Origin of the sequence: Ensifer oleiphilus (assembly GCF_013371465.1) — a bacterium.
Lineage (GTDB): Bacteria > Pseudomonadota > Alphaproteobacteria > Rhizobiales > Rhizobiaceae > Ensifer > Ensifer oleiphilus.
The window spans coordinates 1,085,132-1,106,911 of record NZ_JABWDU010000001.1; the positions used below are offsets into that span (position 1 = coordinate 1,085,132).

At 59.9% G+C, this 21,780-nt stretch carries 17 protein-coding genes; 14 read left to right on the plus strand and 3 right to left on the minus strand.

Annotation, left to right across the window (positions count from 1 at the left end):
- Window positions 1-126 precede the first annotated feature (126 nt).
- From HT585_RS05230 to HT585_RS05260, 7 genes are read left to right on the plus strand one after another with little or no spacing between them, the layout of a single operon-like run.
- Window positions 127-657 (plus strand): Na+/H+ antiporter subunit E, encoded by a 531-nt coding sequence (locus tag HT585_RS05230; RefSeq protein WP_176351905.1) that lies wholly within the window; start codon window positions 127-129, stop codon window positions 655-657.
- Window positions 650-910, plus strand: coding sequence for an MrpF/PhaF family protein (locus HT585_RS05235; protein ID WP_077503993.1), 261 nt, complete (start codon window positions 650-652; stop codon window positions 908-910). The genes HT585_RS05230 and HT585_RS05235 overlap by 8 nt, the downstream gene beginning before the upstream one ends.
- 2 nt (window positions 911-912) lie before the next feature.
- The gene (locus HT585_RS05240) at window positions 913-1,161 is read left to right on the plus strand and encodes a hydrogenase subunit MbhD domain-containing protein (RefSeq protein ID WP_176351906.1); all 249 of its coding nucleotides are present in this window, start codon (window positions 913-915) and stop codon (window positions 1,159-1,161) included.
- Window positions 1,154-1,498 carry a monovalent cation/H(+) antiporter subunit G gene (gene mnhG, locus HT585_RS05245; protein WP_176351907.1) on the plus strand — a complete coding sequence of 115 codons (345 nt, stop codon included), beginning with the start codon at window positions 1,154-1,156 and terminating at the stop codon, window positions 1,496-1,498. The genes HT585_RS05240 and mnhG overlap by 8 nt, the downstream gene beginning before the upstream one ends.
- Complete coding sequence (gene mbhE / locus HT585_RS05250) at window positions 1,495-2,193, plus strand: hydrogen gas-evolving membrane-bound hydrogenase subunit E (protein WP_176351908.1); 699 nt, start codon at window positions 1,495-1,497, stop codon at window positions 2,191-2,193. The genes mnhG and mbhE overlap by 4 nt, the downstream gene beginning before the upstream one ends.
- Before the next feature lie 22 nt (window positions 2,194-2,215).
- A complete protein-coding gene (locus tag HT585_RS05255; protein ID WP_176351909.1) occupies window positions 2,216-2,584 on the plus strand; it encodes a sodium:proton antiporter in 369 nt (122 codons plus the stop codon).
- Window positions 2,578-5,673, plus strand: a complete 3,096-nt coding sequence (locus tag HT585_RS05260) for a complex I subunit 5 family protein (protein ID WP_176351910.1) — start codon at window positions 2,578-2,580, stop codon at window positions 5,671-5,673. Before HT585_RS05255 ends, HT585_RS05260 begins: the two co-directional genes overlap by 7 nt.
- A 57-nt stretch (window positions 5,674-5,730) precedes the next feature.
- Here the strand turns inward: HT585_RS05260 and HT585_RS05265 are convergent, their stop codons facing one another.
- Window positions 5,731-6,873, minus strand: coding sequence for an alpha/beta hydrolase (locus tag HT585_RS05265; RefSeq protein WP_176352192.1), 1,143 nt, complete (start codon window positions 6,871-6,873; stop codon window positions 5,731-5,733).
- Window positions 6,874-7,602: 729 nt separating this feature from the next.
- Here HT585_RS05265 and HT585_RS05270 point away from each other — a divergent pair.
- The 7 genes from HT585_RS05270 to HT585_RS05300 all read left to right on the plus strand — a co-directional run bounded on the left by HT585_RS05270 (window position 7,603) and on the right by HT585_RS05300 (window position 17,961).
- Window positions 7,603-8,709 (plus strand): efflux RND transporter periplasmic adaptor subunit, encoded by a 1,107-nt coding sequence (locus HT585_RS05270; RefSeq protein ID WP_176351911.1) that lies wholly within the window; start codon window positions 7,603-7,605, stop codon window positions 8,707-8,709.
- Window positions 8,706-11,795 carry an efflux RND transporter permease subunit gene (locus HT585_RS05275; protein ID WP_176351912.1) on the plus strand — a complete coding sequence of 1,030 codons (3,090 nt, stop codon included), beginning with the start codon at window positions 8,706-8,708 and terminating at the stop codon, window positions 11,793-11,795. The genes HT585_RS05270 and HT585_RS05275 overlap by 4 nt, the downstream gene beginning before the upstream one ends.
- A 211-nt stretch (window positions 11,796-12,006) precedes the next feature.
- Window positions 12,007-12,504, plus strand: a complete 498-nt coding sequence (locus tag HT585_RS05280; RefSeq protein ID WP_077503985.1) for a DUF1269 domain-containing protein — start codon at window positions 12,007-12,009, stop codon at window positions 12,502-12,504.
- Between the two features lie 177 nt (window positions 12,505-12,681).
- Window positions 12,682-13,725, plus strand: coding sequence for an AI-2E family transporter (locus HT585_RS05285; protein ID WP_176351913.1), 1,044 nt, complete (start codon window positions 12,682-12,684; stop codon window positions 13,723-13,725).
- Between the two features lie 563 nt (window positions 13,726-14,288).
- The gene (locus HT585_RS05290) at window positions 14,289-15,326 is read left to right on the plus strand and encodes a helix-turn-helix domain-containing protein (RefSeq protein WP_343213930.1); all 1,038 of its coding nucleotides are present in this window, start codon (window positions 14,289-14,291) and stop codon (window positions 15,324-15,326) included.
- 547 nt (window positions 15,327-15,873) lie between these two features.
- A complete protein-coding gene (locus HT585_RS05295) occupies window positions 15,874-16,254 on the plus strand; it encodes a hypothetical protein (RefSeq protein WP_176351914.1) in 381 nt (126 codons plus the stop codon).
- A gap of 654 nt (window positions 16,255-16,908) precedes the next feature.
- Window positions 16,909-17,961, plus strand: coding sequence for a porin (locus tag HT585_RS05300; RefSeq protein WP_176351915.1), 1,053 nt, complete (start codon window positions 16,909-16,911; stop codon window positions 17,959-17,961).
- Window positions 17,962-18,186: 225 nt separating this feature from the next.
- On the opposite strand, the gene HT585_RS05305 is transcribed toward HT585_RS05300, so the two are convergent.
- Together HT585_RS05305 and HT585_RS05310 are read right to left on the minus strand one after the other, a co-directional pair.
- Complete coding sequence (locus HT585_RS05305) at window positions 18,187-19,068, minus strand: alpha/beta fold hydrolase (RefSeq protein WP_176351916.1); 882 nt, start codon at window positions 19,066-19,068, stop codon at window positions 18,187-18,189.
- 545 nt (window positions 19,069-19,613) lie between these two features.
- Entirely contained in the window at window positions 19,614-21,686 is a 2,073-nt protein-coding gene (locus HT585_RS05310) for a lytic transglycosylase domain-containing protein (protein WP_176351917.1), read from the minus strand.
- Window positions 21,687-21,780: the final 94 nt, after the last annotated feature.

Here is a 21,780-nt window from a genome sequence, read left to right on the forward strand (position 1 = left end):
AATGCCCATCCGGACCGCCTCATGCGCGCCATTCGGATTAAGGCCAGCCGGTAGGGGAGCGTGAGTTGAGTTGCCTGCCTTGAGTGCGCGCTACCAATCCTTCATCACCTGCCGAAAGCCTGCGCGATGCAAGAAGACCAAGGAACAACGCAGCGACAACCAGTGGGATTTCCGGAGAGCCTGATCGTTCTCTGGGGCTTTCTGTTCGTTGTCTGGCTGGTGATCAATTCCTCCGTCGAGCCGCCGATCGTCGTCACCGGCGCGCTGGCCTCGCTGGCCTTGGCCGCGATATTCGTGCGCCGCGGCGATGTCTGGAGAATTGGGCTGACGCCGCGCAAGGCTTTCCATTTTCTCGCTTACACCGGCGTCTTCCTGGTCGAGCTGGTCAAAGCCAATATCGAGATGCTGCGCTACGTCTACTCGCCGCGGATCGATATCCGCCCCGGCATCGTCAAGGTCAAGATGCCGCTCAGGTCGCCGATAGGCCGCCTGGCTTTGGCCAATTCGATCGCGCTGACACCCGGCTCGCTTGTCATGAACCTGCAGGGCGATGCGTTGTTCATTCACTGGCTTGACGTGAAGACCACCGACCCGGATGAGGCGACCCGAATGATCATCGGACCCTTCGAGAAGCACCTGGGAGCGGTTTTTGGCTGAGATCATCCTGCAGATCGCTGTCGTTCTGATTTTCTTCAGCATCGTCTTTGGGGTGGTGCGGCTGGTTGTCGGGCGGACCACGATCGACCGGGTCGTTGCCATCGATATGCTGTCGGTGGTGACGATCTCGCTGATTGCGCTCTACGCCCATATTTCGGGGCGCTTCGTCTACATCGACGTCGCCCTTGTCTATGGGTTGCTGAGCTTCCTCGCGGTCCTCGCCATTGCTCGCTATCTGGAGAAGGGGCCCTGATCATGCTCGAAACGCTGATCCTTTTGGTCTGTGGCAGCATTCTGGTGAGCGGCGTTCTTGCAGTCGTGCTCAACAACCTCATGGCTGCGATGGTCAGCGCCGGGCTCGCAAGCCTGTTTGCTGCCGCCTCTTATGTTCTCCTTGCCGCGCCTGATGTCGCCATGGCCGAGGCCGCAATCGGCTCGGGCCTTGCGACCTTGATTTTCCTCTATGCGATCCGCAAAACCGGCGGGGACGTGACGGATGAGTGAACTGATCGGCAGTATCGTGATCCTCGCCGGCGCATTCTTCCTGTTCTCCGCGGGTGTCGGCCTTTTGCGCATGCCCGATGTCTTCACACGCATCCAGGCGGGAACCAAGGCTTCGACGCTGGGCAACATCCTGGTTCTTGCCGGTCTCGGCATTTACCACCCCGACTGGTCTCTGAAACTGCTGATCATCGCGTATTTCGTTCTGATGACGAATCCATTGTCGTCGCATGCGCTGTCACGCGCCGCCCATTCGATCCGCACGCCGATGGCTCGCACAACAGTCGTTGACGCGCTGCGGGACGAGAATGACGCCTCCGCGGCAAAGGGTTCCTCATGAGGCGCCTGTTCATCCTGTTCGTTGTCGCCGGGTTTGGCGTCATCTTTGCCGGGCTGGTCGCCGGTTATAGTGAGCGCCAGACATTGTCGGCTCTGGCGACGTTCTACCTGACCGAGGTTCCGGCAGACCTCGGTGCCGCCAATGTCGTCACCGGCATTCTGATCTCGTTTCGGGGCTTCGATACGCTGGGTGAGGTCGCGGTACTTTTCATGGTGGCGGCGAGTGTCGGCGTCATTCTGGCAAGCGAACCGGGTGACAAGCCGCACTTGATGTCCGCAATGGGCGGCAAAGGGCAGGGGCCGAGCGAACTGGTGCGCAACGGTGCCGAGGTGGTGCTTCCGCTCATCTTCCTTTTCGGTATCTACGTGATCATGAACGGTCACCTTTCGGCAGGCGGTGGCTTCCAGGGAGGGGCGGTGGTTGCCTCCGGCGTGATGCTCATGATGCTCGCCTATCCCACTGGGCCTCTCCACCATGGTTTTCTCAGCATCACGGAAACGCTTGCCGGCGTTTTCTATGTCTGCATCGGTATCCTGGGCATGGTCTTCGCCGGTGGCTTTCTCGACAGCCATATTCTGCCGCTTGGCGACTTCGGGACACTAGTGAGTGCCGGGGCTATCCCGCTGATATCGATCCTTCTCGGTATCAAGGTCGGCGCGGAATTGAGTGTCATCATCGACCGGTTCCGCAACTGAGCCATGGGAGGCAAGGGTCAGCATGGGAGTGCCGATATCACAGATACTTCTCACGACCGGGTTTCTCCTCGTGCTGATCGGCTTTTGGGGCATACTGAGGCATCGCAACATCCTGCGCATCATCATCGGCTTTTCGCTGATCGATACCGGCATGCACATTGTTCTGGTGGCGACAGGCTACATCACCGGCGGCACCGCACCGATCATCGATGAGGCGCTCGGCATAAAGGAAGCGGCCACGCGCACGGTCGATCCAATCCCCGCCGCCCTGGTCGTGACCGCCATCGTCATCGGCTTTTCGGTGACGGCGATCATGCTGTCCTTCGCGATCCGGCTTCACGCCACGCGAAAAACCCTTTCGATCGACGCGCTGACGGAGTCGAAATGGTAGACAGCCTGTTCCAGCCGCTGAACATTTTTCTGCTTGGCCTCGGCGGCGGCTTTCTCATTCCCCTTCTGTACAAAATCGCCAAGCCGCTGCCGGCGGTCGGGTTTATCATCGCCCTGTTGGGAATGACGGTCATATCAGGCGTCTGCCTGTGGAGCGTCCATCATGGCGGATCGACAATCGAGGTGTTGACCGCCGGCAGCGTGCCGCCGTTCTCGATCAACTTGCGTTTCGGTCCGTGGGAGGGATTTTTCTCCGTCTGCGTCAACGTCGTTGCAATGCTTGGCGCCTGGCATCTTTGGGGACGTCTGCACGCGAGCTATCCGGCCCTGCTGCTGTACCTGATCCTGACCATGGGCATCAACGGCATGGTCATGACCCGCGATCTGTTCAACCAGTTCGTCTTTCTGGAGATCGTATCGATCGGCACATATGGGCTTCTCGGATTCGAGCGGACGCCGGCAGCGCTTGCTGCGAGCTTCAAATACATCATGGCGACGGTGCTCGCCTCGTCCTTCTTCCTGCTCGGCGCGGGTCTGCTCTACCATGTGACAGGTACGCTCAACATCGATGACATGATTGCGAACCGAGCATTGATCATCGGCCCCATCGGGGTAACGGCGCTGCTGCTTGTTCTTTCCTGCCTGGTGCTCGAGCTGAAGCCATTCCCGGCAAATGGTTGGGGGCTCGATGTCTACGAGACTGCGAACAGCGGGATTGCGGCACTTGTCTCCGTTGGGGTATCGGCCGGCGTGTTCTTCGCGCTCTTCAAGCTGCTGCCGCTTTTTGAAGACCATCTCGGAATGCTCGCTCTGTCTGGCGGGATAACCTTCCTCTTCTCCAATCTTGTCGGATTGAGGCAAACCAGCGTCCAACGGATGCTCGGTTATTCCTCGATCGCGCAAATGGGCCTTCTCACGCTTGCACTCGCGTTGCTGCAACAGCTTGGCGCTGAACAGGCGTTGCCGCTGGTCGTCGGTGGCCTTTTCATCAACCATCTCATTGCCAAGGCCGGCCTTTTCTGGCTCGCCGGGATTGTCGAGAGGCGCGAGGTCGACGGCTGGTCCGATGTCGCAGGCAATCCCGTCCTGCTTTCCATCCTTGCGGTGTTCGTAGTCGCGATTGCCGGCTTGCCGCCATTTCCCGGCTTCTGGGCGAAATGGGAACTCGTGATGCAGGCAGCGGCGGGCGAGCGATACATATGGATTGCCGTCATCCTGGTCGGGTCGTTGCTCGAGGCAGCCTATATGTTCCGCTGGTTCAAGCAGGCAACGCGCCCGCTGCCGGGCGAAACGAAGATCAGTCCGACGCCGGGTCGGCTGGTGCCCGTGCTGGTCTGCGCGGCTTTGCTGTTTGCGGGCGGCTATGCTGCGGCGAGCCTGGCCGGTGCGGCGTCGCTGCTGCTGGTTGCTCCGCTTGTCGTCGGGGTGGGTCTCTACATGCTCGATTGGCTTCCCGGGCGGGCCAAGTGCGTGCTGATGTTGGCGGCCGTGCTGGTTGTCGGCTGGTGGATCGTTCGTGATATCGACGGTTTGCGCCGGCTGTTTGCCGTGCTCCTTCTTGCCGGCGGGCTGGTCATCGCCTTCGCAAGCCTCTATCGCTCCGATGCTCGTGGCGGGTTCTATCCGATGATGGCCATCCTGCTGCTGTCGATCGCCAGCCTGCTGCGCGCCGCCACCAGCCTGGAATTCTTCTTCCACTGGGAATTGATTACGCTTTCCTCCTATTTCCTGATCGCGCAGAGGCGCGAGGCGCATCCCTATGTATTGCAGTTCCTGCTGTTCTCGCTGGTGTCGGCCTTCTGCCTGCTCGCCGGCTTTGGCATTGCCGCCACCGCCAACGGCACCACCGCGCTCGCGGCTTTTGCCACGGCCGGCCCGGATGCGGCTCCGGCCTTCATGCTCCTGGCAATCGGTTTCCTGATCAAGGCCGGCGCCGTCGGCGTTCATGTCTGGCTGCCGGGGGCCTACGCCGAGGCCGATGATGATCTGTCGGCAATGCTGTCTGCCGTCATCAGCAAGGTCGCTGTCTTCGGCCTGTTCATGGTCACCTATCTTGCCATTCGCTCGCAAGTCGGGCTCGAGATGGCGCATGTGATGGGGTGGATCGGGCTTCTGACGACCATTGCGGGTGCCGTCATGGCGCTTCAGCAGAGCGACATCAAGCGCATGCTCGGTTATTCCAGCATGAGTCAGATCGGCTATATCATCACGGCGATCGCGCTGATGAGTCACCTCGGCTGGGTAACGGCGTTCTATCTCGTCGCCAACCATCTGATGGTGAAGGGCATCCTGTTTCTCGCCGCCGCCGGCGTCATCCTGGCAACCGGCACCAGGTTGCTCGATCAGACCGGCGGCCTTGCCCGAAAGATGCCACTCACTTTTGCAGCCGTTGTCATTGCCCTGATCTCGATGTCCGGCCTGCCACCACTGGCCGGCTTCGGCGGCAAATGGTTATTGTTGAGCGCGATGACGGACAGGGGCTGGTATGGCTTGGCAATCGTTGGCGTTCTGGCGACGTTTATCGGTTTCCTCTACATGTTTCGCTTGGCCTATTCGATCTTCCTCGGACCGCAAAAAACCGCTTATGAGGAGGTGCGGGAGGCGCCGTGGCCGTTGCTCGTCCCGCAGTTCGTCCTGATTTTGGCAATTTTCGTGCTGTCCTTCTTCCCGAAGCTGCTGATGGATCCCGTGTCCGCGGCCATTGACCCCTATTTTGCTTCAACGCTGGTTTGGCAGGGCATGTCGCTCGAGACGATCTATGGCTACTGGAACCCAGTTCCCGTCATGGCGTTCAGCGTGGCGGCCGCTGTCGTTCTGCTCGCGCTGTTCCTGTTGATCTACAGAGCCGGTTGGGGGCGCTCCATTCCGGTGAGCACCTCGCATTTCTACGGCTTCTATCGGCTCGTCTTTGCGCCGCTCGTGACACCGGTTGCCAACTTCGTGTGGGACGGGGTCTGCAGTCTAACCATCGGTTTGGCCGGACTGGTCCGCAGGATCTACACCGGCAATGGCCAGACCTATGCGCTTCAGGTGCTCTGCTACGTGATTGTTCTGTATCTGCTCGGCACTCTGCGACTGACGGCGGGCTGAAAGGCAAGGGCTCGTCGTAAGGGCGGAGCCGCAGCGAGCCAATTGCACAAAGTTCGGTTACTGCCCGGCGGCGGCTTGCGCCATCCCGCCGAGAAGTCGGCTCGGAAGAAAGATCACCAGCCTTGCTGCGCCCTCGATGACGGATGCGCCGTCGGCGAGCATGGTCTGTCCCGCCGGAGCCCCTTCCTCCCTGAGCACGTTGCGCATCAAGGCATCGTTGTTTACGACATCCATCAGCGTCTGCGACGTGGCAAAGACGCTGTGCGTGCCGCCGTCGACGTCCGAAACATCGATTACCGCGATCTCCTTGTCCTGCAGCATTTCGATATCGGCACCGCTACCGACCCGTGGGTGACCGCCTGCCAAGCGCCGCGAAATTCCAAGCGCGCGATCACGCCGTGAAACGACGATCGTGAACGGCCGGGGGATGTCGCCGATGTCTTCAAGCTGGCTCTGAAACACATCGACGTCGATATCCGGCCCTGCCAGGACCACGCCGCCCAGGCGCTTCAAAGTGCTGGTGCGGCCTCTGAGGGCCAGATCGCGCAAGGCTTCGGTGACGACATAGGCACCCATCGAATGACCGACCAGGATGATCCTCTTGGCATTGGTCTGTGCAGCGATCTCGATTGTTTCGGCAAGTCCGCGCCGACCGACCAGGGCGCTGTCGCGGTCGAACACATACAGAGGGATTGCCGCTCCCGATGGCCAGGCGTAGTGGAGCGAAACCGACTTGATGTTGTAGTCGTAGATGATCTGAGCATTGCGGAAGACGCTGTCGGCGAAGTTGTTGTTGTAACCGTGGACGAAGATGAAGATCTCGCGGTTTTCGGGCGCGCGCCGCGCCAGCGCCACGTTCAATTGTCTGACGAATTCCTGGCGCTGGTCGATCGGCTGGAACGTCCTTGCCGAGAAATGCTGTTTTGGATCCGGGACGCGGCCACTTTTCTCGACGTTTCCGGCAACATGGTTTTGTGGAATTCCGATATCGAGCTTCGCAAAATTCAGCTTCTTCGACCGCTCGGCGGAAAAGGGCAGCGAAAGATTGCCGGATGGCGCGCGTGTGGTTGCGACGAAGATCGGCACGATTGCCTTGGGCTCTGCACCGGATGAAGCTGCCACGGGAAGACCGAGCACTGCACGTGGTCCGCCACAGCCGGCGAGGGCCAAAAGCATGATCACGATGACGGAAAATCGCATCGAGGACACGGCTCGTCTCAACTCCACCGGCAAGCTCTCCAGATCTGTGAACAGCAAAGCGCCTCGCAGACAATTGGTTCGGATCGCTCTCGCGCGGGCTATGCGCACGGGGCGAAGCAGTTCGTAGTTCTAAGCTATCCGCGCCGGGTGCGGAAGATGAGTTCCGTGTGCATTCTCCGTATCCGGCGTTTTGTGTCGTTCGGATGAAAAAATTACAATGTTTCAATCCTGTGCGAGACGAACTCTTCTCCGCAGGCGACCCGAATATCTGGACGGCATGCCTGTTTGCGGGATTCTATGCTGATCACTTCGCTTCTTGATGCGCACTATAGTTCTGGACGGAACAGTGCGCCTTCGGCCTCCAGGGAGAGGGGCGAGCGGATCCGGGCGTTTAAGGGAGCATCATGACTTGGGTTCCTACTCACGACTTCCACCTTTCGCATTGATCACCATGACAGACGCATTGATGAACGACGGGCGCGGTTTCTCGCAGCCTCGTTTCTTCGCAAATGCGGCTCTGCGGGCCAGGTCGTTCCTGGCGCGGGTGATCGCCGGCTCCGGCCCTCCGCTGCGATCTCAGTCGTCGAACGGTTTCAACGCTCACCGCGTAAGACATGATGCATCCCGCTCTATGAGCCGCCATTATCAAATTGGTTTTATTTTATTTCTTCAATCATCCACGCGTGGCGGCGAACCGTCGCGCCAGTAAAGCATTCGGGGAAATAGCGCATGAAAATACGTCCTGCTGCATCGAGATCTCGCGCTGCGTTCGGAGTGTCTGCCGCGGTGCTGGCTGCCTTTTTTCTGGTCGGCTGCCAGGGCGAGGACGACGTCGCGGAGCGGCCGCCACGGCCTGTCAGAACCGTGGCCGTTTCGTTCAATCCCGAAGATACGTACGGATCGCTTGTCGGCGAGATTCGGCCACGCACCGAAACCAGCTTCAGCTTCCGGCAGGGCGGCGAGATCCGGGAGCGCGACGTTGAGGTCGGCGACCTTGTCGATGTCGGGGCCGTTCTCGCGCGCCTTGATGCCGAGGATGCTCAGGACGCGGTGCGCAAGGCCGAAGCGAACCTGTTCTCGGCCGAGGCTCAGTTCCAGAATGCCGAGGCCGACCGGGCACGGCAGCAGCAACTTTACCCGCGCACCACGACCCGGCAGGTCCTGGAGGCCGCGACTGCTCGGGCGAGCATGGCACAGGCTGGCGTCGATGCCGCGAAGGCTGGCCTGCGGATCGCCCAGACCAATCTCGACAACCGCATACTGAAGGCAAACGCTGCCGGCGTCGTCACCGCGGTCGGCGGCGAAGTGGGACAGGTTGTCGGCGGTGGGCAGATGGTGGTGCGCGTTGCGCAGCTCGGAACACGCGATGCCGTCTTCCAGGTGCCCGAGGCCACGATCCAGTCCACCGGAGGCGACGCGCGCGTCAACGTGCAACTGCTGAGCAATCCCAACATCAAAGCAACGGGAACGGTTCGGGAGATCTCGCCGACAGCTGATCCAATCACGCGCAACTTCACGGTGCGCGTCGGGCTTGACACCGCGCCAGATGAATTCCGTTTCGGTAGTGCCGTACGCGGTTCGATCCGGCTTTCCGGCGAGCCGGCGGCGCGGCTGCCGATCTCGGCGCTGTTCAGCGAGGGCAACCAGAGCGCCGTCTGGATCGTCGACGACGCAAGCAAGACGACCAAGCTTGTGCCGGTCGAGGTGCATCGTTTCGACACGAAGGATTTCCTCGTGACCAAGGGTCTTTCAAGCGGAGACCACGTCGTCGTTGCCGGGGTGCAGCAGCTTCGTCCCGGCATGCCTGTCCGCTTGCTTGAAGGAAGCGCAGAATGAACGAGGGCTTCAACCTATCGGGCTGGGCGATCCAGCGGCAGAGCCTTGTCATCTTTCTCGTGCTTCTGAGCGCTCTTGCGGGCATTCTTGCCTATGTCAATCTGGGTCGCGACGAAGACCCGGAGTTCACATTCAAGACGATGATCGTCTCCGCGGCATGGCCGGGCGGGACGATCGAACAGACCATCGACCAGATTACCGACCGTCTCGAGCGGACGCTGGAAGAAGTGCCGAACCTCGACAATCTGCGCAGCATGACAGCGGCCGGCCAGTCGGTCATCTACGTCACGCTCGACGATGCGACACCGCCTGACCAGGTGGGCGAATCCTGGTATCAGGCCCGAAAGAAAGTCGGTGACATGGTGTCGACGCTGCCGGCTGGCGTGCGGGGGCCATTCTTCAACGATGACTTCGGCGATACGTTCGGCATCATCTACGGCCTCACCTCGGAGGGCTTCAGCGATCGCGAAGTGCGCGATTGGGCCTATGAGGCTCGCAATCGCTTGCTCAAGCTTGAAAATATCGGCAAGGTTCAGCTCATCGGCACGCAGGACGAGACGATTTACATCGAGTTCTCGACCGAGCGGCTGGCAAGCCTCGGCCTTAGTGCGGCAACTGTGATCGGTACGATCCAGGCGCAGAACGCGGTTCTGCCTGCCGGCCTCATAACCTCCCCTCAGGATCGCACCATTCTCCAGGTGTCCGGCAGCCTTGCCGACGAGGCCACTCTCCGCCAGTTGAACATACCGACGACGTCTGGGTTCGTGCGCCTGGGCGATATAGCCAGCGTGGTACGGGGAACGGTGGACCCGCCGCAGCCACGCTTTCGCGTCAAGGGCAAGCCGGCAATCGGCATCGCCATTTCCATGGCGTCGGGCGGCGACATTCTGCAACTCGGCCAAAACATCGATGCAACGATGCGAGGGTTGGAGGACGATCTGCCGATCGGTATCAACCTTTCGCATGTGGCGAGCCAGCCAACCGTGGTCAAGACGGCTATTCGTGGCTTCACCACATCGCTGGGTCAGGCGGTCGTGATCGTTCTCGGTGTCAGCTTCCTCGCTCTTGGCGTGCGCGCCGGCATCGCGGTTGCCGTCTCCATTCCGCTTGTCCTGGCCTTGACCTTCCTGTTCATGGATATTGCCGGGATCGCGCTGCAGCGCGTCTCGCTCGGCGCGCTGATCATCGCTCTGACGCTGATGATCGACGACACCATGGTGACCGTCGAGACGATGATGGCGAAGCTCGAGCAGGGCTATGAGCGCATTCAGGCAGCGTCTCACGCCTATACGTCGACCGCATTTCCAATGCTTGCGGGCACCCTGGTGACGATCGCCGGCTTCATTCCAGTCGGCTTCGCAAGCAGTTCTTCGGGCGAATATGCGCGATCGCTGTTCCTGGTGATCGGCTTCGCGCTCATCGTCTCCTGGCTGGTGGCCGTGCTTTTGACCCCGATCATCGGTCTTGCCGTTCTTAAATCGGGAACCGCAACCGGTCCCAAGCCCGATGGCGCGGTGCTGCGAGGCTTCAAGAATTTCCTCTATGCCTGCATGAAGATGCGCCTTGTGGTGGTCCTTGCCACTGTCGCAATGTTCGTGGTGGCGCTGATGGGATCGTCTGCCATGAAGCGGCAGTTCTTTCCGGCGTCCGACAGGCCCGAGCTTATCCTGCAACTGACGCTGCCGCAGAGCGCATCGCAGGAGGCCACTGCCGACTACGTGTCGAAGGCCGAGGAGATTCTCGCCGCCGACGAGGATGTGGCAGACTGGAGCTTTTACATTGGCTCCGACCCGGTTCGTTTCTATCTGTCTATGGCGCTGCAGCCTCCGGCGCCGTCCCGCGCCCAGGCCATCGTCATCGCCAAAAGCGTTGGCGCACGCGAGGCGTTGCAGGCACGCCTGCAGGAGGCACTCGAAGAAAGGCTGCCGGATATCCTGGTGCGCGTCTCGCCGCTGGAAATGGGGCCGCCGGTCGGCTGGCCCGTTCAGTATCGCGTGATCGGACCGGATATTCCCGGTGTCCGCAACGTCGCCTGGCAGCTTGCCGATGCGCTCAGCAAGGTGCCTGGTGTGGTTCAGCCCAATCTCGATTGGAATGAACCGATCCGCAAGATTGTCATCGATGTCGACCAGGACCGCGCCCGGCTGGTGGGGCTCAATTCCTCCGTCATTGCCCAGACCCTGTTTGCGACGGCCTCCGGCCTTCCGATCACACAGGTGCGCGACTCGATCTATCTCATCAACGTCGTTGCCAGGGCAACGGAAGAGGAGCGCGTCGATATAGGCACGATCCGGTCGCTACAGATCCCGGTCGGCCCCAATCATACGGTGCCGCTCTCCAGCATCGCCACGATCGACTACCAGACGACACAACCGATCATCTGGCGTCATGACAGCTCGACCAACATCACCGTCCAGGCGGACACGGCCTCGGGCGTGACGGCCGCCAGTGTCGTTGAGGCTGCGGCAGGCAAGATCGAGGAGTTGCGCCAGGCCAATCCGCGCTACCAGATCGAGGTCGGCGGGGCGGTCGAAGGCGCAGACGATGGGCTTGCGTCGGTCGTCGAGATGCTTCCGGTGATGGGGGTCATCATCCTGATCGTGCTCATGTTCCAGTTGCAGAGCGTTCAGCGGCTGCTGCTTGTCATCAGCGTCGTGCCTCTGGGGCTCATCGGCGTGGTGTTGATCATGCTGTTGACGAATACACCGGTAGGCTTCATCGCCGTTCTCGGGATGATCGCACTCATCGGCATGATCACCAGAAACTCCGTGGTGCTGATCGACCAGATCGACCTTGCGATCGAAGAAAAAGGCCGGACCTGGCAGAGTGTCATCGACGTCACTGGGCAGCGTTTGCGGCCGGTCTTCCTGACGGCAGGTTCGACCGTCCTCGGGATGCTGCCGATCATCCGCGATCCGTTCTGGTCGCCCCTTGCCTTTACCGTCATCGGCGGTCTGGTGGTGGCTGCGGCGCTGACACTGATCTTTCTGCCGGTGCTCTACGTCTTGTGGTTTCGCATTCCCGCCGAGGCTGAGCCCGACCGGGCAGAGCCTGCCAAGGCCGAGCCGGTTGCGGCCGGGGCGTGACGGTAAGTGGGATGTTGACCGGCCTTGGTGCAAGTATGGACCCTCCGTCGGTTTTGTGCCCGGTGCGATGAGCGCCGAGGCGCAGCCACGAGGGCAAGAGAAAGAGACGCAATGCCAAGCCGCGGGATTTTATGCTAATTCCGTCGATACATTCCCGGCTATGATTTGATTTCATTTTTTCTTTTAAGAGTGTTGTTTAAGGGGAGTAACCATGTCGGATTTGATTGCAGTTGTTTACCCAACCGAAGCGAAAGCTGAGGAAGTGCGCCAGCGCTTGTTCGAACTGCAGAAGGAATACTTGATTAAGGTCGGGGATGCTGTCATCGCCACGAAGACCGAAGGCGGTAAGATCAAGCTGAACCAGATGGTCAACATGACCGCCGCCGGCGCAGCGTCGGGGAGTTTCTGGGGGCTGCTGATCGGTGTTCTGTTTCTCAATCCTCTGGTGGGCGTCGCGGTCGGCGCTGCATCCGGCGCCATTGGTGGCGCCTTGACCGACGTCGGTATCAACGACGCCTTCATGAAGGATCTCGCTGCCAATCTTCAGCCCGGCAACGGGGCGTTGTTCGTGCTGATCAAGGAGATGACCGCGGACAAGGTGCTGAAGGAACTGGCACCCTACGGCGGTGTCGTGCTCAAGACCTCGCTCGACGAAACGAAGGAACAGGTCTTGCGCGACGCGCTGGAAAAGACCGCCGCGGCCGGCTAGTTTTCATTGATCGAATTTATCGCGCGTTCCGCGGGGGCGGGTCAGGACACTGGCGCGGTTCCCGCGGGGCGGGATTTCTGTCGCGCCACGCCTGCTCTCTGGGTCGGCTCGTGCGACGACAACCTCCTGGTTCCCTGAAGCGGACTCGGGAAATCGGAACAAGTTTTAGGGGCGGGTATGGTGGAAGCAGGTGGCAGTCGCACGATCGGTTCGGCAACGACCGGTATCCTGGTACTTGCTTTGCTTTATTTCGCGCAATCCATCTTTGCGCCGCTCATCTTTTCCTTGCTGACCATTGCGCTGGTCTGGCCGTTCCAGGCCACGTTACAGCGCTGGTTGCCAAAGCTTCTGGCCCTTCTGATCACACTTGTCGCAACGATGGTCGTGATCGTCGTCATCGGGTCTTCGGTGGCGTGGGGGTTCGGCAAGCTTGCTCAGTGGCTCTTCGTCAACGCTGACCGCTTCCAGGCGATCTATGTCGACTGGACAACATGGCTGGAAGGGCATGGCGTCGCCGTCGCCGGCCCCTTGGCAGACCGTTTCGATGTCACCTGGCTGGTCCGCTTTGTGCAGGGTATGGCCGGGCGACTAAACAGCTTCGCCGGTTTCGCCTTGCTGGTCTTCATCTTCATCATGCTCGGCCTGCTCGAGGTTGAAGATTTCAATGCACGCCTGCTCCAGCCCGCCGCTCAGCCTTACGGAATGCGCATCCTGGCTGCCAACCGGGTGATCGGAGCAAAGCTGCGCCGCTTCATGATCGTCCGGACGTTTGCCAGCATTCTTACCGGGTTGGTGGTATGGCTCTTTGCGCTGGGCGCGGGACTTGAGCTTGCCACTGCGTGGGGCGCGATCGCATTCGCTCTCAACTACATCCCTTTTCTCGGGCCGTTCGTTGCCACAGCACTTCCGACGCTGTTCGCCATCGCCCAATTTGACTCGTGGCAGACCGCGGCGGTCATCTTTGCGAGCCTCAACGTCATCCAATTCATCATCGGCAGCTACCTGGAGCCGAGGCTGACGGGAGCTTCGCTGTCAATATCCCCGTTTGCCGTTATTTTCGCGGTATTTTTCTGGAGTTTCATGTGGGGTATCGCAGGTGCCTTCATAGGCGTGCCGATGCTGATCGCGTTCATCGTCTATTGCGCGGGCACGCCGTCTGGAAAGTGGATCGCGACATTGCTGTCGAGCAGTTCAAAGGCCGCAACGGAGAGTGGGTCGTGAAGGCGCGCGCGTGATCGATTTGTCGCGAACAAAGCCACGTCGTAGCGATGCTAATAAAGTAACCCTGCATCTGACGGTTGAGAAGCACGGCCGAAAAGGTTAGGTTACAGGGGGGAGGCAAAGCGACTGCCGGAGAGGGGCACGTCCAATATGCGGAGACGTCGGCTGAGAGCCTGGCGGGGATATCTGTCGCGGGTAAATGACAAATCGCCTTAGACACCCGTGGAAAACAAACAGCCGGCTCGACGACCTCAGCGCGATGAGCCGAAATCGATGGTGTAAAATGCTAGGCAGGCAGGCTGCGTACCAACTGCGCTTATGAGGCGGGCGAAAATTGGCTGCAGCACCATGATGTAGCGACGGGGGGTGGGGTCAAAGACGACTTATTTTCAGTAATCGAGAGTTCTTCGACGTTCTGCGGCCGATCGCGTCTTGCCATCGGCCAACTGGAAGGTGACGCGATGACAACTGAAAGTGCCATGACGTATGCCCCGTTGCTTGAGAGACGACTTGACGACGAGCGGCACGAGACATCCGCTTGCGAAACGGTTAGCGCGAAACCGGTGAAGAAGAAGGCACAGTTTTTACCGTCCTTCGAATTTTCGACCGCTGGCCTACCACGATCGGATCAATTTGCCGCGTGGCGCAACAGCTTCTCGCCCATGCTTGAACTAACCGAGATCGACGAAACGACGAGCGACTTCCAGGGGCGACAGAAACTTTGGGACCTCGGCAGTCTTGTCCTTGCAGAAATCAGCACCGACCGCCTCGCATTTTCCAGTCTGCCTGGACATGTTCGGCGGGATCCCGTCGACCACTGGACAATGACCGTCCTTTTGTCCGGATCGATCCGGACCGACGCGGCAAGGAGTGCGTTTACGGCGGGTCCGGGTGAAGTACAGATTCATTCGCTTGGTCGCTCCTTTGCCGGTGTGGTCGACAAAAGCGAGATGCTCATGCTTTTTGTGCCGCGCGACCATTCCCTTGAGACGGCGGCCATCCTTGGCTCGGCAGAATTTTCCGCGGTTGGGACCGGCATGGGGCGGTTGCTCTCGGACTATCTTGTCGATGTGGCCAAGCGTCTGCCGATGCTCACTGAGGCCGATCTTCCTGGACTTGTCGCAGCCACGCGCGCGATGATCCTTGCTTGTGTGTCGCCATCCGCCGAGCATATCGAAGCGGCGGAGGGGCCGATCGCCAATGTCCTTCTCGAAAGAGCGCGGCAACTGATACAAAGCCGGTTGCTCGACCCGAAACTCGGTTGCGAGATGGTGCGCAGGGAGCTCGGCATTTCGCGCACGCGGCTCTACAACCTTTTCGAGCCCTTCGGCGGGGTGATGCATTTCATTCAGCACCGTCGGCTGCTCAGCGCCTGTGCCGCGCTGACCGATCCCAACGATCGGCGCCTCATATTCCAGATCGCTGAAGAGCGTGGTTTCAGCGACGGGGCGGAGTTCAGTCGTGCATTCAAGCGAGCCTTCGGCTCCAGCCCGAGCGAGGTGAGAAACCGAGGCGGAGGTAGCGTCCCTATTCGGCGATTCCTTGAGGATTGCCCGTCGGCCGAACAATTGGGTGTGCTTCTGCGCCGATTGCAGGGCTAACCTGAAACGAAGATTGCCTACCCCGGTATTGCCCGAGGCATTCAATAAGCGCGCGCGAGCTGGAATCTGGTCGCAGAAGCTGTGGAAGAATTTGGCGACGTAATCGTCTCCTAATCCGCTCACGCCATCGGCTCAGCGAGCGGAGTTATCAGCGCGATTATTATGCCCCTTGTGGAGACGGGGTCCGGCGCCGACGCGATATCCCGCTTGGCGGCATCTTCGTATCGATTCTTGAGCGGAAGCGGCGCGTACGATCTGCAGTAACCACGGATATTACCAAACCTCACTGCTATTGACTGACGGGATTCGCAAAACCCGACGAATCTGAAGCGGCAGTGCAAACGGGAGGATTGCGAAGGGTTCAGCGGCTTCTTTGCGGGCGGACTTTGATGGAGGCTGCGTCTTCTGCCCGACAGACAAAGGATGCCAGCCAAGCTCGTCGGCTCTTGGCTCTCGCCTCAATCCATGACGGCGGTTCGCGCTAAGACGCCGCCCGATTGGGCAGTGTGACCCTGCAGATCGTGCGTGACTGTGGGGATGTGCTTCAATGCACGCAGTCTCGACGGGTTGGCCAACGGGCAAAGCTCCCGACAAGTCGTCGCTGTTGAACCACGATCAGCGTGCGGCTTTGGCTCAAGCCATCGAACGCTGCCCCACACGACCAGCCTCCATCCCAGGTGCGATCTGCCCGAGGCCCGGCAAGGCCGCAGCCCTGGTCACGCCTTGGTGTGATGCCCACGCCATGAACCAGCATCTGGTCGAGATATCCCGCCATGGCGCCGACAATGCCTATGCTATCCTCATTATGGACAAGGCGGGCCGGTATGCGTCGGCAAAGCTCGTCGTGGTCGAGCGCATGGCAAAAGCTCCAGAACCAGCCATCCAAAATCATGTGCATCGGCATGTGGGCCTGGGCGCATGGGTCTGACCAATGAGCTTTGGTATAAGTGAGCGGCTTGTTGCTTCGACGCATCCCGGACTTCTCGTGTGGCATCTGCTCGATCATCAGCCGGCATGAATTCCTGGTGCGCTATGCGTTCGTCTTCATGAAACTTCTTCTTTCGGTGAGCCCGTCGCTTCCGATCGAGAATCAGACGTCGCGAGTGGTTGCCAGCGAATCTCGCTTTTGATTCTTGTGAATTCGGTCGCGGCCAGAGCCGTCGGCAACCTCGATTCTGAAAAATAGGACGACGCAGCACGGGGTCTATTCCAAGCAAATTGATGCCCGGATGGGCCTTTCCCCTTAATTTCGGCCGCATTCTGCCTCTTTCTGAAACAGGCAGTGTTCCTTTCGCATAGGCTAAACCCAAGGGAATAAAGAGCTTTCTTAATCCTTTGTTAATTTCCTCGGGCCGCCTGCGGCGATTTTGTGTCGTTTCAGCAACAGGGTTCTGCGAAGGGCGATGCAAAGCACCTGATCTCGCCAGTTGGACGTTGCGCCGATGACCGCGTCTTGTATTTTCAACTCCGGAAGCAAGGGCGGTTGATCGTCCGACTTCTTGAACGTTGGGGATGGGGCAGGGAACGCTGTCCTTCAGCAAAATACCCAGACCCGTTTGAAACTTTTGACTGGAGGTCAGAAATGAACATCAAGAGCCTTCTTCTCGGCTCCGCTGCAGCTCTCGCAGCAGTATCCGGCGCACAGGCAGCCGACGCAATCGTCGCAGCCGAGCCGGAGCCCATGGAATACGTTCGCGTTTGCGACGCTTTCGGCACTGGCTACTTCTACATCCCGGGCACCGAAACCTGCCTCAAGATCGGCGGCTTCGTTCGTTTCCAGACCGACTTCGGTCGTGACAAGGTTACGAGCAAGTGGAACCCGGCAAGCGTGCCTGGTAACCAGGCAACCTCTGACTGGGATGCATTCTCGCGCGCTTACATCTCGTTCGATGCCAAGAGCGACACCGAGTACGGCACGCTCACCGGCTTCTTCGCTGCTGAGTTCAATGCTGATGCAGACAGCGACGCTGGCGACAGCCTGATCGACGTTGATGAAGCCTACATCCAGCTCGGCGGCCTGAAGGCTGGCTTCTTCTACAGCTGGTGGGATAAGGGTCTGAACGGCGAAACCGACACGCTCGGCAACAACACCGAGTTCAACTCGATCGCCTACCTCTATGACGGTGGCTCGTTCCAGGCTGGTATCTCGCTCGACGAACTCGAAGCTGCTACCACCAAGGCTAACGGCCTCGGCGTTGCAGGTATCGTTTCGGCTTCGGTTGGCGGCGTTTCCTTCGACCTGCTCGGCGGCTTCGACACCGAACTTGAAGAAGGCGCGATCCGCGCTCTGCTTTCGGCAGACCTCGGTCCGGGCACCTTCCAGCTCGCTGGTATCTGGGCTTCCAACCCGAACGCTTACTGGGCTGAATCCGAGTGGACCGTTGCTGCGTCGTACGCCTTCAAGGCAACCGACAAGCTGAAGATCACCCCCGGTGCCCAGTACTTCGGCGATCTGCAGAATGGCAACGACTTCGACAGCGGCCTCGACAAGTGGCGCGCTGGTCTGACCCTCGACTACGCGATCACCGAAGGTCTGGCGACCCGCGTGTCGGTTCAGTACGAAGACAAGGACACCATCAACGGTGGTTCCGAAGACCAGGTATTTGGTTTCGTCCGCCTGCAGCGCGACTTCTAATCTGATCTGACCTCGGTCAGATTAGAGAAGCCCGGCTTTCGAGCCGGGCTTTTTCATTTTTGTGCAAAGGTCGGTGGAGCCGGCTTCGTTGCGATGAATGTCACGACCCTCCTTGAGCACCGCCTACATTACAGCGCCGCGCGTCAAGTATGACGCGCAAAGGACGCTGTAACGCTTTACATTTGCTGCATAATTTTCTCCGTAAATCGATTCCGATTTATGGAGTTATGCAGTAGTCTCCAGAAATTCAGCGATGTCTTGCTTGAGGTCGCCGACATGCAGCAGTGGTGCGTGTCCCTGACCAAATGCGGTAACCAAAGTCATTTTTGGATGCCGACGGTGCATTTCGGTGGCTGTTTCTTCGGCCAGCAACCGCGTATTTTCTCCTCGGATGAGTAACAAAGGGTATTGGCCGAGCGCCTGAAAGGGCTCCCAGAGATCGGGCAGGGGAGTGCTGGCGTCGAGCGGCAGCAGCTGCTTTGCAATTGCCTGATCGAAGTCGGGGGCCGGATATCCGTTTTCATCGCGGTAAATGGCGTTCGTCATGTCGCGCCAATCGATTTCGCCAAGTGCCGGAAACTCGGTGCCGTGCAAGGCCCGAAGATGAGCCGGCGCATCTTCCCAGGTCTGCGGTCTGCTGCCGTTATTGAGGTAGTCGCGGATTGCCAGCAATCCGCCACGTTCGATCACGGGGCCGATATCGTTTAGCACGACGGCTGCAATGAGCGACGGCATCTGTTGTGCGAGCAGATGCAGTATCAAGCCGCCGCGGGAAGTTCCGATGAAAACCGCTCTCTCAATTCCGAGCGCATGGCAGGCCGTGATAACGTCGTTGGTTTCGACGGGAATGCTGTAGTGGCTCTTGTCCGGATCGCGCTCCGATTGTCCACGGCCGCGGTAGTCGAGGCAGACGACAGTGCGCGAGCCGCCGACCGGGGATGAGAGATGCAGTGCGAGGCAATGGAAATCGCGACTGTTGCGCGTGAGGCCGGCAAGGCAAACGACGGGCAAAGAGCCGCCAGCTTCGAGTGATCTGTGACCATAGATACGCCCGTAGAGCCGCAAGCCGTCGTTCGATGGAAAAAAGTGCTCGCTAAAACTGTCCATGCCCGATGGCTCCTGACCTTTACTCTGTCGTCAAAGGAAGAATAGAGCGCTTTTGGGGAAAGTGCGAAGAGCTTTCTCGTCAGAAAATTCGTGAAAACAAAGAGATAGAGTTGTTTCGGTGACCCCGTTTGAGCCTAAAACACTTTAAAGCATGTCGGGCAAAGTGTGCCGCAGTTTTGCGGTAGCGACATGCGTAACAACAAGAGCCTAGAGCGCGACAAGCGAACCCTAGAGATCGCTACACGCAATAGTGTCCGGGCTTGGGTCGCCATGCCATGATGGCACGACCTTTGTCAGTGCGGCGGGCGTAAACAGGGGGGCCAAAAATGGCGCGCCCCCAGTTCGCCGAGCATGGATTTGACCGTGCAGATGTCTTGCTGCAGTGGCTTGAGTGCACGCCGGTCTTGGGCGTTTACCAGGGGGCACTGCCGTCTCTTGTTGCTAAAGCATATCGCGCAAAATTGTTCCGCGGTTTTGCGATAACGACATGCGTCAAAACAAGAACTTAAAGCGAGACAAGCGAATCTGAAAGATCGCGACGCGCTTTAAGACGGTGAACGTCCCATCCTGAGATCTTCGACGATATCAGCGCTTTGGCCGAGCCGCACCTTGTAGACCTGGTAGTTTTCCATGACACGCTGGACGTAGTTGCGCGTCTCCTGGAACGGGATGCGCTCGATCCAGTCGACGACCTCGTCGATTGGCTTGCCGCGGGGATCGCCATAGCGGCTTAGCCAGTCCGGGACCCGCCGCGGGCCGGCATTGTAGGCGATGAAGGTGAGAATGTAGGACCCGCCGAAGCTGTTGATCTGTTCACCGAGGTAATGCGCGCCGAGGGTGGCGTTGTATCCGGCATCGCTCGTCAACCGGTCCTTGGAATAGGCAAGACCGTAGCGGCTCGCCACGCCTTTGGCTGTTCCCGGCAGCAGCTGTAGCAGGCCGCGCGCGTTGGCCGTCGAGACGGCGGCGGGATTGAAGGCGCTTTCCTGGCGCGCGATCGCATAGGCGAGCGCCTTGCCCGAGCCGTCGATGTTGGCGGTCGGCGGGATGACGCCGACGGGAAAGGCAAGCGCTGCGACGTCGATGCCGCGGCCGAAGGCCGTCTTGCCGATCTGAAGGGAAAGCTGGTGATTGCGGGTTTTTTCTGCGCGGGCCGAAAGGATGGCCAACTCGCCGGGGCTCGTCAGTTCCTCAGCCAATGCTCGGTAGATACTGTCGGCGCGCCAGCTGTGGCCCGCGGCTTCGAGCCGTGAGATGGCGCGAACTGCTTCACGGCTTTCGAAACGGGCGCGGTCTTCAGCCGAGGGCGCGGGATAGGTCACGTTGAGGACCTTGCGGCCGAGCCGTGCGGCCGCGAGCTGGCCGAAGAACGTGCCTGGAAACCGGGCGGCATTGGCGAAATAGTCCTTGGCATTGCCCGGTCCACCGGCTTCCGCCGATCGTCCAAGCCAGTACCAGGCGCGCGATGCGGAAAGCGGTCTGGTGGAAACATCGAGAATGCGTCGGAAATGCCGCGCGGCGGCCGCCGGGTTCTCGTTGCCACGCAGTGCGTACCATCCGGCATGGAACTCCGCATCGACGATATCGGTCGCTTCGGTTGCTCTGTGGTTGGCGGCAACCTGATAGGCGCCACGGAAATCCCCCTTGTCCAGCAGCCCGCGGCTGATAATCCGCTGCTCGGTCCACCACTCTCCGGGATTGATCAGCGCGTCCTGCTCGCTCGGCATCGTCGCCAGCAGCTTGGCGGCCTCGGCATAGTTATCCTGCTTGCGGAGGTTCTCGATGCGGATGAACAGATAGGATGGGTCCTTATGCCAAGAGGGGTCGACCGCCGATATCAGCGCCGTGGCATCGGCGCTGCCACGGTTGACTGCCGCCCAGGCGTGATAGAGCGACTGAGCCTTGCCGAGATCGCTGAAGCGTTCGGCCTGCTCGACGCGATTGCGATAAAGCAGCATCGCCATTCGCCGTCTGTGGTCGCCGACTGTCAGCAAGCCGGAAAATTCGGAAAGGATCTGGGTCTCCACATCCTTGTCGAGGCCTTGCTTGAACCAGAGCGTGCGCAAGCGCGTGGCAGCCGCCGCACTTTCCCCCTGGGCCACAAGCGCGCGGGCAAGGATGATCGTGCCTTCCGTGGTCTCAGGCTGTGTCTGGCCGAAGGCAGCAAGAACGTCTGCTGGCCGCGGGTTCTCGCGATAGAGCGCGCGTTCGGAGTTTGCACGCAGCGATTTGAGGCCGGGCCACCCCTGCAGTTCACGCTGGGCACTGGCGATTTCGAAGGAGGGGATGTCGCGTTGACCCGAGACGGCGATCGCCCAGGTCAGAATGTGACGGTCGAGCGTGCCGTCAGCGATGCGGTTTCGAACGGCGATTGCCGTGGCGGGGTCCTTGTTGGAAAGCGCATCCAGCCCGAGTTTCAGCTCACCTTGGATCGGCGATGCCGTCGCGGGGATCGCGCCGGTGATGTCCTTGCCGGATACGCGCTCAGCCTTGTCGGAGATAGCCGGTTTGGCGCCTGGTACCGGCACTTTGTTCGGGGGCTCGGAAGAAAGGGCCGACGAGGCCAGAAGCGCTGCGCCGGTCATGGCGGCGACAGGCAGAAGAATTAATCCGCGCATCAAGAGCCCCGTGTTTCCCCGTGTCTCGCATTCATTTGCCGCCGGATTGCCTAACGAAAGGTTACCGGGATTTACCGATCATCGCAATTGCACC